Annotated in this window: 7 protein-coding genes and 1 pseudogene; 5 read left to right on the plus strand and 3 right to left on the minus strand. The window is 41.8% G+C overall.

The genetic code is table 11. The features are described 5' to 3' along the window. Positions 1-196: 196 nt before the first annotated feature. From RRG12_RS14470 to RRG12_RS14485, 4 genes are all read left to right on the plus strand, one after another. On the plus strand, positions 197-7,480 hold the full coding sequence (locus tag RRG12_RS14470; protein ID WP_420759771.1) for an SDR family NAD(P)-dependent oxidoreductase: 7,284 nt from the start codon (positions 197-199) through the stop codon (positions 7,478-7,480). Positions 7,481-7,734: 254 nt separating this feature from the next. After that, positions 7,735-8,193 (plus strand): lipocalin-like domain-containing protein, encoded by a 459-nt coding sequence (locus RRG12_RS14475; RefSeq protein ID WP_420759772.1) that lies wholly within the window; start codon positions 7,735-7,737, stop codon positions 8,191-8,193. 107 nt (positions 8,194-8,300) lie between these two features. Then, complete coding sequence (locus RRG12_RS14480) at positions 8,301-9,551, plus strand: cytochrome P450 (RefSeq protein ID WP_420759773.1); 1,251 nt, start codon at positions 8,301-8,303, stop codon at positions 9,549-9,551. A 256-nt stretch (positions 9,552-9,807) separates the two neighbouring features. After that, positions 9,808-10,926 (plus strand): sensor histidine kinase, encoded by a 1,119-nt coding sequence (locus RRG12_RS14485; protein WP_420759774.1) that lies wholly within the window; start codon positions 9,808-9,810, stop codon positions 10,924-10,926. Between the two features lie 77 nt (positions 10,927-11,003). Here RRG12_RS14485 and RRG12_RS14490 read toward each other — a convergent pair. The 3 genes and pseudogenes from RRG12_RS14490 to RRG12_RS14500 all read right to left on the minus strand — a co-directional run bounded on the left by RRG12_RS14490 (position 11,004) and on the right by RRG12_RS14500 (position 13,323). Then, positions 11,004-11,809: pseudogene (locus tag RRG12_RS14490) on the minus strand (phosphate ABC transporter ATP-binding protein). A 516-nt stretch (positions 11,810-12,325) separates the two neighbouring features. Next, on the minus strand, positions 12,326-12,712 hold the full coding sequence (locus RRG12_RS14495) for a hypothetical protein (RefSeq protein WP_420759775.1): 387 nt from the start codon (positions 12,710-12,712) through the stop codon (positions 12,326-12,328). A 251-nt stretch (positions 12,713-12,963) separates the two neighbouring features. Further along, on the minus strand, positions 12,964-13,323 hold the full coding sequence (locus tag RRG12_RS14500; RefSeq protein WP_420759776.1) for a DNA-directed RNA polymerase subunit alpha C-terminal domain-containing protein: 360 nt from the start codon (positions 13,321-13,323) through the stop codon (positions 12,964-12,966). A 146-nt stretch (positions 13,324-13,469) separates the two neighbouring features. On the opposite strand from RRG12_RS14500, the gene RRG12_RS14505 reads away from it, so the two are divergent. Continuing rightward, on the plus strand, positions 13,470-14,615 hold the full coding sequence (locus tag RRG12_RS14505; protein WP_420759152.1) for an ISH3 family transposase: 1,146 nt from the start codon (positions 13,470-13,472) through the stop codon (positions 14,613-14,615). The last annotated feature ends 172 nt before the right edge of the window (positions 14,616-14,787 follow it).

The raw sequence follows: 14,787 nt of genomic DNA on the forward strand, positions 1-14,787 counted from the left end.
CTAATTGTGGTGCAAAAAGCCATGAGTTACATCAAATTCATCGCACCGACGTTCTAGCAATACCCCGCAGCCAGACAACAAAGCAATAACAGGCGTTGCTGATTAATGGGATGATTTTACTTAATTTTAAAAGACTTTTTAATGGTTTCAACTGCCCATTTATGCTGTATTTATGTAATGCCTAATAACTAAGTATATGTTTACGTCAACGCAAGATTTAGACGCTCATAATGAAGACTTTTTAAGAGTAAATAGCGGACACAGTAATCTCCAGACTGTTGAAAAAGAATCGATCGCAATTATTGGAATTGGTTGCCGTTTTCCTGGGGGCGCTAATACTCCTGAAGCTTTTTGGAAACTGCTGCGAGACGGTGTAGATGCCATTACAGAGGTGCCAGCAAACAGATGGAATATAGATACTCTCTATGACCCGGATACGGCAAAACCGGGCAAAATGCGAACCAGGTGGGGCGGCTTCTTAAATAAGATAGACGAATTTGATCCCCAGTTTTTCGGGATTTCGCCACGAGAGGCGGCTTGCATAGATCCCCAGCAACGGTTGCTGCTAGAGGTAGCTTGGGAAGCACTAGAGGATGGGGGACAAGTACCGGAACGGTTAGCTGGAACAAAAACTGGCGTGTTTATCGGTTTAATGTCTCAAGATTACCAAGCCATTCAGGTAAGTTCGGGCGAACGCAATTCGATTAATGCTCATACAGCTATGGGCATAAGTATGAGCGTTGCCGCCAACCGTATTTCTTACGTCTTTGATTTTCATGGCCCTTCTATAGCGCTCGATACCGCCTGTTCTTCGGCTTTAGTTGCGGTTCACCTCGCCTGTCAAAGCATCTGGAATGGAGAATCGGCGATCGCTCTGGCTGGAGGTGTAAATGCTATGCTCAGACCAGAGATGACTATAGCTGAAAGTAAAGCATCTATGCTTTCTCCCAATGGTCGCTCCAAAAGCTTTGATGCACGAGCGAACGGTTACGTTCGGGGCGAGGGAGCCGGTATTGTTGTCCTCAAGCCTTTATCCCAAGCGTTAGCAGACGCAGATCCAATTTATGCCGTCATCCGAAGCAGTGTAGTTAATCAAGATGGTCGTACTAATGGCATTACGGTTCCTAATGGCAAAGCTCAAGAAGCCGCGATTCTAGAAGCCTGTAAACAAGCAGGCGTCTCACCAGAGCAAATCCAATATGTTGAGGCTCACGGCACTGGGACACCTGTCGGCGATCCGATTGAAGCAAACGCTCTGGGAAATGTACTGCGGAAAAATCGCCCTTCGGGAGACTATTGCATTATTGGTTCAGTTAAGAGCAACATCGGACATTTAGAATCTGCGGCGGGCGTAGCTGGGATCATCAAGGTAGCCTTAGCTCTAAAGCATGGGCAGATTCCTCCCAATCTGCATTTTCAGACACCGAATCCCAAAATACCCTTTGAGGAATTGCGGTTGCGCGTGCCTACTACCCTGGAAACGTGGCCTAATGGAAATAAACCGCGCCTTGCAGCCTTGAATTCCTTCGGATTTGGCGGTACTAATGCTCACGTAGTTCTCGCAGAAGCACTGTCGCTTCCCCTCCAACCTCCCCTTCCCAAAAGGGAGAATGCCCAACCCTTACTGCTGCCGATATCGGCTCGCAGTTCTGAGGCACTTAAGGCATTAGCAGTAGCTTACAAGGACTTTTTAACAACTGAAGATTTATCCCTATTCGACATTTGCTATACTGCCAGCTTGCGCCGAGGTCATCATAACCATCGGCTGGCTGTGGTGGCTAATTCCAAGCAAGAACTGTTAGAAAATCTGGAAGCCTTTTTAGCTGAAGAAACTTCCATAGAAATCTTATCGGGTCTCCAACTTCCAGAGCAATTGCCCAAACTCGTCTTCGTATTCTCCGGCATGGGACAGCAATGGTGGGCGATGGGACGGACTCTGTTGGAAGAAGAACCCATATTCCGAGAAACTATTAAACAGTGCGACGAATTACTACGGCAATATGCTGATTGGTCGCTGTTGGAAGAACTGACGGCATCAGAGGAAAACTCTCGCATTAACTCTACTCAAATCGCTCAGTGTGCTATCTTTTCCGTGCAAGTTGCTCTTTGTGCTTTATGGCATAGTTGGGGCATCATTCCCAAAGCGATCGCCGGTCACAGTGTCGGTGAAGTGGCAGCGGCTCACGTTGCTGGAATTCTCAGCTTATCAGATGCCGTCCAGGTGATTTTTCACCGCAGTCGGTTGCAAGCAACCACAGCAGGCACGGGGAAAATGCTGGCGTGTGCGCTTTCAGTAGAGGAAACTCAACGGGTTTTAGTTGGATACGAAGATCATGTTTCTATTGCAGCTATCAACAGCCCAAAAGGTCTAACTCTGGCAGGAGAAACTCTCGCCCTAGAAAAAATTGCCAAATCTCTAGAGCAGCAACAGATTTTTTGTCGATTATTGCAGGTAGAAGTGCCTTATCACAGTCCCTTGATGGAGCCGTTGAAGGCAGAATTAGCAGAAGTATTACAAGGAATTACTCCTCAAAAAGCCACTATTCCTTTGTTTTCTACCGTTACAGGCAAGCAGATTTCTGGGCAAGAAATGGATGGTGCTTACTGGGCACAAAATATGAGGAATCCGGTGCTGTTTGCCACAGCAGTGGACGGACTTATGAAAGCAGGGTATGACCTATTCCTCGAAATAGGCGCTCATCCAGTCCTGGCAAGCTACATTTCTGAGTGCTTTGCACAAGCTAATAACACAACAACAGTGTTGCCTTCCTTACGACGTAAAGAAGCAGAACGTGCAATGATGCTAGGATCTTTTGGCAAGCTCTACACCTTAGGATACCCGGTTGATTGGAACCATCTCTATCCACAAGGAGGTAGTTTGGTGCGGCTGCCGTCCTATCCCTGGCAGCGAGAGCGTTATTGGCACGAATCAGAACAATCACTGCAAGCTCGTCTAGGACAGACATACCAATCCCTGCTAGGATTCCCAGTTCATCCTCTGTTGGGAAGCCGTCTGCAATCAGCCCAACCGATCTGGAATGGATCGATCGACAAAGCGATACTCAGCTATCTAGAAGACCATCGGATTCAGGGAGCAGTGGTTTATCCGGGAGCCGGTTATGTGGAAATGGCTTTAGCTGCTGCAAAGGAAATTTTCGGCGAGGGGTCTTATCTTTTGGAAGACCTTGAGTTTCAAAAAGCACTGTTTTTGACTGATGAACCAGTACAGGTTCAGTTAAGTGTTCATCTCAGCAGTCAAAACTCTTTTGATATCTACAGTCTTGCCAAAGATGAAAAATCATCGTGGATTCGACATATAACTGGCAATTTAATTTCAAATCAGAATAAGGATATTCCTAAGCCAGTTGCCTTGGATGAAATTCGTCGGCGCTGTGCTAAAGCTTTTGGAAAGAGCGATATTTATCAGCGATTGCACAGCATAGGAATGGAATATGGCTCCAATTTCCAGGGGATTGAGCAATTATGGGGCGCTGAAAAAGAAGCGATCGCTCAGATCAAACTTCCTGAAATTTTAGAGAAAGAAACTAAAGACTACCAGTTGCATCCAGCTATCTTGGATGCTTGCTTCCAGGTACTTATTGGTACTGTATCAGAACAACAAACTTATTTGCCCATCGGGATCAAACGACTTCGAGTTTACGGTCGTCCTCAACATGTACTGTGGAGCCATGCTTGTCTAGTGGAGCAAAACCCGAATCAAATTAAGGGAGATATTCAACTGTTAGATGAATCTGGCAACGTGCTGGTAGAAATTCAGGGATTCTGCTGCCAGTCTTTAGGAACAGCGCAGGAGGATGTTACCAAAGAAGAGGGTTATCTCTACGAATATAAATGGGAATTGAAAGCACGCTCTGGCGAAGCATTAGTTCCCCAACTAGAGGGAAGTTGGCTAATTTTTGACGATCGCTCCAAAATTGGGCAGCAGTTAGCAGGGTTATTTAAAGAACGTTCACTAACCCCTATTCTCATATCGCCTGGAACAGAATTCAAGCGCCTTGATGCCGACCAGTTCCAGATTCGCCCGGAACATCCAGAAGATATACAGCAACTCCTAGAAACCGTCAGTGCCAGTCAGTCGGCTTTAAGGGGAGTGATTTACCTCTGGAGTCTTGATATAGAGCCAGTTGAGCAGACAACGATCGCTTCTCTGGAAGAATCTCAGACACTTAGTTGTTTGAGCGTGCTGCATTTGGTTCAAGCCTTACATAAGGTGAGAATTTTCCCTCGTCTGGTGCTAGTGACCAGTGGCTTGTTTGCGATCGCAGATTCGGTGAAATCTGTAGAGGTAGCTCAATCACCCTTGTGGGGTTTGGGTCGGGTGATAAACAATGAATTTCCTTCGCTCCAGTGTACAAGAGTGGATCTCAGCCCAGCTAAAACTTCCGAAGAAATTCACTCTCTGTTTGCACAACTGTGGTTAGATGACCGGGAAGATGAAATCGCTGTGCGGGGTGAAGCCCGCTACGTCCATCGTTTGGTGTCGATGTCGCTAGCAGAGATGGCAATAGAAAATAAAAAGCCTGTCCGTGCATCTTCTCAACCATTCCGTTTGGAAATTTCTCAACCTGGAGTTTTAGACAACCTGATACTGCGAGCAACTGCACCCCGAAAACCAGAATCGGGAGAGGTTGAGATTGAAGTCTGCGCCACAGGTCTCAACTTTAAGGATGTTGCCAAGGCAATGAATATGCTCTCTGACGCTAACTTAGAGGGGAATTTCTGGCAACGCTCCCTTGGTATGGAGTGTGCGGGCAGAATTAGCGCCATTAGCTCTGATGTGGAAGGGTTTGAAATCGGCGATGAAGTAATTGCTTTTGCTCCTCACAGCTTTGGCACTTATACAACAACAGATGCCCGTCTTGTAGTGCGTAAGCCTCAATCGCTGAGTTTCGACGAGGCAGCCACAATCCCGCTTGTTTTTTTTACAGCTTACTACGCCCTGCACTGTTTGGGGAGAATGAACCAGGGAGAACGGGTTCTTATTCACGCCGCAGCCGGCGGTGTAGGTCTGGCTGCGGTACAATTGGCACAAAAAGCAGGTGCAGAGATTTTTGCTACAGCGGGGAGTCCAGAAAAACGAGAGTTTTTGCGATCGCTTGGCATTCACCATGTCATGGATTCCCGGTCATTAGCGTTTGCCGATAAAGTGATGGAACTTACTGGCGGCAAAGGGGTGGATATCGTCCTCAACTCCTTGGCAGAAAAAGCTATACCTAAGAGCCTTTCTGTACTAGGCGCCTACGGACGTTTTATTGAAATCGGCAAGCGCGATATCGACAATAACAGCACATTGGGTCTGCGACCTTTTCAAAATAACTTATCGTTCTTTGCTGTGGACGTAGATCGGCTGTTGCGGGAGCGTCCTGATTTTGCTGGGTCTTTATTCCGAGAATTAATACAACACTTTGAGGAGGGAAATCTCCAGGCACTACCACATCGAGTCTTCCCCATCTCTGAGGTGCAAGATGCCTTCCGCTATATGGCAAGAGCATTGCACATCGGCAAGATTGTAGTCTCTTTGCAAGACGCAGATATAATAGTGACTCCTGCAAGCGAAAAGAGGCTCACACTTGACAGTAATGGCACTTATCTAATTACGGGCGGACTCGGTGGGTTTAGTTTAACAGTGGCACACTGGTTGGTAGAATGTGGTGCTAAACAACTAGTATTAATGGGACGTAGCGGTGCTTCCTCACCCACTGCCAAAGAAAGCGTAAAAACTTTGGAGTCAGCAGGTGCAAAGATAGTAGTCGTTAAGGCAGACGTGACGCAAACCGATCAAGCGGCTGACGTTTTCGCTCTCATTCATCAGTCTATGCCGCCATTGCGAGGCATTATTCATACTGCTGTGGTTTACGACGATGCTGTTCTACAGCAACTAAATCGGGAAAGCTTTTTGAAAGTGATGGCTCCTAAGGTTCTTGGGGCCTGGAACTTGCACGCGCTTTCCTTAAATGCACCGTTGGATTTCTTCATCAATTTCGCTTCCATCAGTTCAACTGTGGGAAATCCCGGACAGGCTAATTATGTGGCTGCCAATGCTTTTCTCGATGCGCTAGCTCACCATCGCCGCGCCCAAGGATTACCCTGTCTAACTGTTGACTGGGGAGCGATCGCTGATGTGGGTTATGTTACTCAAAATGCAGAAGTAGGCAAACATCTAGAGCGAATTGGAATAAAACTATTACCATCACAGCAAGCGCTGAAAATACTAGAAAAATTACTACTTGTTGAGGCAGTTCAGACAACGGTACAAACGATAGACTGGCAGCGGTGGTGTTCTCTTCATGGGGCGGGTGTGTCAGGACGATTTTCTTATCTGGCAGGGGGAGATGCCAATTCTCAAGAAACAGGCGATCGCCAAAGCGAAAAAAATTCATTCCAAAACTTACTGAAAGCAGCACAACCACAAGAACAGCAACAAATTTTGCAAGCTAGCCTATGCGAACAAGCAGCCAAGGTACTGGGAACAAAGACATCCAAGATGGACAGCAAAAAATCTTTGACTAGTCTGGGACTGGATTCTTTGATGGCGATGGAGTTAAGTAACTACATTAAGAACAAGCTGGATATTAACGTACCCACCATGAAACTTTTAGGGGGTGCAAGTATTTCCCAATTGACAATAGAGTTACTTGAGCAACTGACAAGTATTTCTTCAGAAGTTATAGCTACTTCTCAAACACAATCTCCTACTTCAAAAAAGGCAGAGGCCACTGATTGGATAGTCAAAGTCAAGCCAAATCTTAATGCCCATTTGCGTCTATTCTGCTTTCCACATAATGGAGGAAGTAGCTCCGCATTTCGTAATTGGTCGGATGGCTTACCCGCAGAGATTGAAGTTTGTGCGATTCACATTCCCGGAGGAGCCGATCGTTTAGGCGAACAACCTTTCAAAGCACTCAGTCCACTGGTAGAAACTTTAGCAAATATTCTACTTTCATATTTAGACAAGCCGTTTGCTTTCTACGGTCATAGTTTAGGAGGACTAATCAGCTTTGAACTTACCCGTCAGTTACGCCGATCTGGTATAGTTCCTGCTCACTTGTTTGTTGGTGCTTCGTACTCTCCCCAGCTACCTTATCCATATCTTTCTGTCGCTCAAGTTTCTGAGCCGGAGTTCGCCGAAAAAGCTTCTTTGGCATCTCAGATCGATTCACCACAATCAGCTATGCAAAATATTGAATTCACGCAGTTGTGGTCTACGAGTTTAAAAGCAGGAGCTTCAATGATGGAAAATTACATTTATATAAAGGAGGAGCCATTAGATTGCCCGATTTCTGTGTTTGGTGGCATCCAGGATGAGGTAATAACTAACGATCTACTTTTGCCTTGGCAAGAACAGACTTCTGGTAAATTTAAGCTGCAAATGTTGCCAGGCAACCATCTGTTCTTACACAGCGACCAAGAGCTACTTTTGCAAGCAATATCCCAGGAGATGTTGTCACTTTTAAACTGATGTCACTTTTAAACTCTATGTGTGAATTAGCCTAGTACAGTAAGCAAGTATTCTACAGCGAACACTTTCTCTTTATAGGCTCTAGAATTTTCACAATGTTATACGATTTCACTAAAATTCTGATACAGATCCAAATCCAGAAACCTTTGCAAAATATAGGTTTCTTAATTTTGAATTTTGAATTTTGAATTGGTATTAGTTATCTAGTAAGGTCTGCGTACCATGATGAATACATCTTTAAAGAAAGGAAGAAAATGGTAGAGAATCAATTTATAGGAACTTGGCAATTAGTATCTTGGGAAAATCGGGATTCCGATGGTAATGTAATCTACCCTTACGGTCAAGATGCAATTGGTTATATTATGTACAACGCTGACGGATATATGTCTGTAAATATTATGATGGCGAATCGTTCTAATTTTGCCAGTGAAGTAATTCTGACAGGAACCACAGAGGAACAGGCAGTGGCCTCTCAAAGTTATCTTGCATACTGCGGTAACTATGAGATTCAAAGCGACAAAATAATTCATTACATTGCTACTAGCCTATTTCCTAACTGGGTGGGTACTGTCCAAGAACGCTTCTTTCAATTTGAGGGCGATCGCCTAGTATTAAGTACGCCTCCTCTATCTGTAAGCGGCAAACAGCAAACTGCCCATCTAACTTGGGAGCGTGTAAATAAACTTCAGGACTACGGTATACAGTTCGTTTAAGCTGAATTTTTCCCTTTACCAAAAGAAAGTTTTAAATCGTCTGACCCTTAATTCTGAGTTAAAGAAGTTTGAATTTTTCGCCCAAATTTCTATTTCGGAGATGTCTAATGAATTCACAACAAAAGAAGATGACAACATTTACAAACCAGCAAAAATACGATTTGTTTGCACCAGAAGTTCTGCTAGATTCTTATTCACTCTACAGACGAATGCGTGAAGAAGACCCAGTTCACTACTGTGAGTCTTTAGGGTATTGGATTTTGACACGCTATGATGATGTTGAAGCGGCTCTGAGAGATGAACGCTTGAGTGCAGATCGGAGTGCGTTATTTATTAATAAGTTGGGTAATTTAGATGTCAACCTGATTCAGAATTTTATTTATGTCAATTCAAAAATGATGATGGAGACAGATCCACCAGACCACACCCGATTGCGGAAGTTAGCTAATCAGGGATTTACAACACGCGCTATAGAAAGTTGGCGATCTATTATTCAGAATGTCACCGATCAATTGTTGGATAAAGTTGACAATCATAGCAGTATGGATATTGTCTCCGATTTGTCAGTGCCATTACCAGCACTTGTGATTGCTGAGATGTTTGGTGTACCAGAAAGCGAGAGAGCAAACCTCATTGCATGGGCAAGAGATATAGGTATATTTTGGGGCGCACCAGGCAGTTCAAATATTGAAGAATTGGCACGCAAGGCAGATTTCGCCACGGCACAGTTTTATGAACTTATGAAACAACTGATTGAAGAACGGCGTAGCCAACCCGGAACAGACATGATTAGTCTACTGACCATGGCCTATGAGGAGCAGGGATTTAATCTCAGGGAACTTGCATCTCAATGTAACTTGATTTTAGTTGCAGCGCAGTTGACCGTCCAAGACCAGATTCCTAACGGGGTAAATGCACTATTGCGTCATCCGGAACAGATGCGAAAACTGCAAGACAACCCGGCTTTGATCAATTCTGCTGTGGAAGAAATTATCCGTTTCGATACCTCCGCTCCTTTTGTCTTGCGGATTGCCAAACAAGACCTGACGATTGGTGGTAAGAACATTCCGACAGGTAGCGTCATTGCGCTGGGGCTTGGGGCTGCAAATCATGACCCAGCGAAGTTTGACTCACCATCTGTTTTCGATATTACGCGATCGCCTAATGAACATCTTGGATTTGGGCCGGGTGTTCATTTTTGTCTAGGAGCAATTTTAGCTCGTATGGAGTTAACCATTTGCTTGGCTACATTACTCAGAAGACTGCCAAATTTGAGGTTTGATCTCGATAAGCAATCTATTCCCAGACACACTAGCCTAGTATTCAAGGGGTTCGATTCGCTTAAAGTAAAGTTTTAGAACACAGGCTTATAGAACCCATTTGACATCTAAGAAGGTGCTGCAAGCCTCTCCGAAGAAACAGTATTTGCTTGGGGCTGAGAAGTAAGCTCAAAACCTAAAGCTAGAGCCTTTTTCTGGAGGTTATTGATGACTCGTTCTTGGTAACTTAGTTACAAAGATAACTTAACAAAAAAATAAACATTACTTAAACTGCATAATTTTATACTGGTCAGCAGAAGAGTAAAAACATTTGGTTGAAAAAGCGAGTGAAGCTATGACACTAAGCTTTTCTGTACAAAAATTAGAAAATGGCTCTAATTATTTTAATTCCTCAGAAATTCAGAGCTTTTGTCAGCTTGAGTCTGAGCAGTTAACTAGTCAATATCCAATTTTTTTCGCTCGGATTGTCTATCATGATTCGTTATTGAAAGCTAATCAGGAAATTATAAATTATGGCCAAGACCAAGCTCCTTTTTCCAAAAAAACTTTAGCTTATTTGCGCTCAGAAGTATGGTTTACAGATTTTCCACCTGCTTTGACTTTACATGAATTTAGACTTAAAGGCTTTTCATCCATTTCCTACATTTGCCCCATATCCTATAGAAATCAAAAACCTGAATACATTCAAATTATTACTCGTGAACCTCTCTCATTGAATTTGCAATTATATGTAAAACGTTCTGCGATGCTCCTGAGTAACTATGTAGATATTTACTTAGACTATGGAAGACAAAAAACTGAAATTCAACTACTGGAAGATATCCTACATCGAGTAGGACATCAATTACGTAACTCTCTAGGACTAGTAGGATTGTATGCACATAATTTATGCTTAGGATTAAAGGATAGCCCTTGGCAAGAGCAAGCAAGAATCATCGGCGAAAGCATCCAAGATTTAGATATTAGTTTAAACGAACTGATTGATTGCGGCCAAAGTGCAAAATTAAGAGTAACGCTTCAAGATTTAAGAAGCTTGGTGGTTGAAAGTATCACAAATTTACAACCTCTAATTAATCAGAAAAAACTTAAAATATTGATTCCCGATACATCGACAATACTGAAGGTAGACAGATTACAAATCAAACAAGTATTTGACAATATCCTCAGTAATGCTGTTCATTTCAGCCCTAATTCAGGAACGATAACCTGTAGCTGGCAGATTTTTCAAGATGAAGTTTTAATTAAAATTTCCGACCAAGGTCTAGGACTATCTCAAGAAGATTTACAAAAAGTATTTACCCCATTTTATTCTCGGCGAAAAGGAGGCACAGGACTGGGTTTAACTATTGCTAAAAAAATTATTCTGGATCATCAAGGAAGTATCTGGGCGCAAGTTTTATCAGAAAGTGGAGCACAATTTTCTATAATTTTACCTCGACCAAGAAGTGGATAAATAATTCGTAATTCGTAATACTCGCCAAGAGCGAGAAACAAGCTACGTAATAGGCATTTACAAAATAGTATATTTTGTTACTGATTACTTCTCTTCTGCTCCATCAAACGCCTTGAGCTTGTGAGAAATGCGGGTGACTGTACATGCCAAAGCCTAGTAAAAATTTTATGTGTACTACTAAATTCAACCAGTGTAGTAACACGATGTTCATTGCTATTAAAAAATGCTGTAAAATCAGATATACGAGTAACTTGCTGCATATTATCAGTGACAATCACAACTGTCAACTCAGGGCGTAAACTATGAATTAGGTTCTCAATTTTCATGCTGGCGATCGCATCAAGACCTGAACAAGGCTCATCCATTAATAAAATTCTCGGTTTGACTGCTAAAGCACGGGCAATGCATAATTTTTTTTGTTGACCATCAGAAAGCTCTAAAGCTGATTATGTAGCTTATTTTTTAGTTCATCCCAAAGTTCAGCAGTTTTAATAGCAGATTCGACAATCTCATCTAATTCTACTTTCGGATGCCATCCGATTAATTTCACCCCATAGGCAACATTCTCATAAACGCTCATCGGGAAAAGATTCGGCTTGGGAAAAACCATACTAATTTGGCGACGCAGCCGATTTAAGTTGACACGACACTCATAAATATTCTGACCAAAAAATTCTACTCTGCCTTCAACTTTCACTTCTGCTTCTAATTCACTCATGCGATTGAGCGATTTCAGAAAACTAGACTTGCCACACCCATTAGAACCAATAATTGTCGTAACTTGGTTTTGGTAAATATCCATCGACACGCTTTCAATTATCTTTTGAGTGCCGTAATAAAAGTTGAGATTTTTGACTTTGATGGCTGGAATTAGTTTACCCATATTTCCAAAACGTCTTAAACAAATCTTGATTAAGCAAAGTAGCATTGGTAAGCTATCACCGGTTCAGGGAGCTAATGAAGGCGTATCTTCTTTGTTCTGGGCTGGTAAGTCTGGTAACTCAATCCCTCGGCTTTGCAGTGCCAGCCTGGGGTGTAAATCCCCAACGCCAGGTATTACGATTAATCAAAAGTTTTATTCCTGTACTATGACGGGGTGTTGTTTGATTTCCCAAATGAGTTGATTAACTACGATACAAAACGTAATAAAGACGTTTTGAGAGTGCAAAGTATGTACTGTACTCTGCGGTTGACTAGGAGTATAAATCGCATTAGATAAAAGATTGTGATTATATAAATTCTGTGAAGGCATTGATTAAAATCTTGTTTGGTTAAGTTGCTCAGTGATTAAAATCTTGTTTGGTTAACCCTGTTTTGTCACTCTCGGAAAACAATAATCTTAGCCAAGCTCTGAGGTTTTGATTTCATCAACATTTGAGGCTTTATTTCCTAATAGAAACTAAAATTTATAGCCAAAAACTGGAAAATAAAGCTCCATAACCCTTTGGGCTGTTGCATTCTCCCAAAGTGACAAAACAGGGTTAAGTTGCTCAGTGTCCTGTGTCCTATAGGACAATTGGGAATTGTCCTGTCCTATGTAGTCCTTTTTTGTTGGATCAGGTGGGGGAAAGTTCTTAATGTTACCACCGTTTTTAATGTGGCGGTCCAGTGCATCCATCAAAACTACTTGGTCAGCGTTGTAGATGGACTTGCCCTCTCGACTTTCTGGCTCTAGATTGTAGCCCAAGTCTTTCAATCCGTTGATCCGGTTGTAAATGTTAGAGCGAGCTACGCCGTAGCGGACTTCTAAATTTTTGATGCTAAAGGAGTCCAATTCCCCGGTCATCTTGTCAATTCCTGCCTGACAATTACAACTGGACTATGACAGACAGGATAGCTCAAACTGACAACTTTTCAACTGGACTGTGTAATGATAACAAGGAAATGATTCAGCTAATAGAGGCGATTGTCCCCTCTTGGTCGATGTCGCCAAACTATCAATTCCCGACATCACCGCCCACAGCCTACAACGTTTTTGACACTGCGATATTGAAAACGGCTCATCAAGTCCTAGCGCGTAGCTTTCGGAATTACTGCTCAAAGAGAAGGCATTTGTTCCGAGTCTGGTAACTCTGGTAATTCAATCCCTCGCAAGAGCAATGCTTCAACTATCTGAGATACAGATTTATTCCCCAGATTTTTCAGCGTTCGCAAGCCTGTGACACCATATTTCTTTAAATCTTCTATTGTGTTAACTTGTGCGTCTTTAAGTGCCGTATAAGTATTTCTTTTCAAATTTAATGACTCAATACTGTTTTCATCAACAACACTTACAGGTGTATTATCCCCATTTATTTCCTCTACGGGATGTACATTATTGTTAGCAACCTCTACAAGCTGATTATCCGGCGAGATTGAGTCGGAGCTTTCAGGGAAGCTAATTTCAGTAAATCGCAAAGTTTTGCTAAAGAGCGATCGCTAAGTAGACACTCAGTAGAAGTTAGTTCTAAATAATACCTATTTTATAATTAAAACTTATATTCAATAAAAGAGGTTCAAAAACTGAAATTATCAAGAATGTACATCCACCCAAATAATGACCATTGACGACTTTACCAAAACAGCTTGCACTAACTGATTCAGAAACCCTTGACGAAGTTCTGGATTGTTTAAGTGAAAATATTTCTATTGAGACCCAAGGAGTTTGCGATCAGAAAACTCTATTTGAAATATTAGTGAGAGCAGCAAGTAGTGGAGATAGTATTGAGAATACAACAAAAGTTTTAAATAGTAGTCCATGTGGTAGCGATATCAGGTATCACTTAGATAAAATCAATAATTTTGAGCAGCTAGAAAATCAAATCAATTTAGCTCTCAAAAGTAGAATTCCTCATCGTATTAAAAATGCATATCATAAAATTGCCATTGATTTAAATTTAATTCCTTACTATGGGAAACCTGATAGTGATGAAGACCCTTATATTTATAGAAGTCAGGCTAAGTCAGGAACTTGTTCTTTTTATGCCTATGCAACTTTATATATATTAACCAAGGGGAAACGGATTACACTGGCGATTAGAGGAGTACGTTGGTTAGATACAAATGTTGCCATTATCACCTACTTATTAGCTGAACTTGAGACTATTAAAGTAAATGTAAAAACACTGTATTTGGATAGAGGATTTTTTAGTATCGCTGTAATCAGGTGGTTGCAAGCCTTGGATATTCCCTTTATAATGCCAGCGATTAGAAGAGGAAAAAAGGGTGGTGTAAATCAATTTCTTAAAGGCAGAAGTAGTTATAAAACTACTTACACAATGGGTGAAGAGAAAGATAATAATGTTACCTTTAGCTTATGGATTATCTGCAAATACAAAAAAGGGACAAGAAAACAACATGGTATTGAATACTTTGCTTATGTTGTTTATAAGTCGAAAATAAACCTATCTTACATTCATCAAGATTATCGAAAAAGATTTGGAATTGAAAGCAGTTATAGATTAAAAAATCTATGTCGAATCAGAACAAATAATAAGAAGCCCGTATTGAGATTATTATATGTTGGTATTTCTTTTGTGTTAGTCAATATTTGGGTTTATCTTCTTTGGTTTAAGATTAGTCGAAAACGAAAGGGTAGGCGATTAATTTATCGTAACCTTTTCTGTCTTAAACAAATGTTAGCTTTTCTACGTCAAGTTGTTGAGCGCAAATATGGAAGTGTTAAAGGTATTTATATTCCATCGGGTTAGCAATCGTTAAAAGTTGCTTAACTATAAGTAAAAGTAATTTATCCCAGCCTACGGGTTAAGATAGTTTCGCAGAAAATGTATCTCAAGTTACAAAATATTGGCGATCGCTCTCTTGGAAAAAACTTTGCGATTTACTGAATTTTGAATGCCACTTTGCTACAAGCACTAGAAC

Source organism: Nostoc sp. CALU 546 (assembly GCF_048836525.1).

Excerpts from the sequence above, each read along its gene's own strand:
- RRG12_RS14485 (WP_420759774.1), top strand. The coding sequence starts at position 9,808 with ATGACACTAAGCTTTTCTGTACAAAAATTAGAAAATGGCTCTAATTAT.
- RRG12_RS14470 (WP_420759771.1), top strand. The coding sequence starts at position 197 with ATGTTTACGTCAACGCAAGATTTAGACGCTCATAATGAAGACTTTTTA.
- RRG12_RS14495 (WP_420759775.1), bottom strand. The coding sequence starts at position 12,712 with ATGACCGGGGAATTGGACTCCTTTAGCATCAAAAATTTAGAAGTCCGC.
- RRG12_RS14475 (WP_420759772.1), top strand. The coding sequence starts at position 7,735 with ATGGTAGAGAATCAATTTATAGGAACTTGGCAATTAGTATCTTGGGAA.
- RRG12_RS14480 (WP_420759773.1), top strand. The coding sequence starts at position 8,301 with ATGAATTCACAACAAAAGAAGATGACAACATTTACAAACCAGCAAAAA.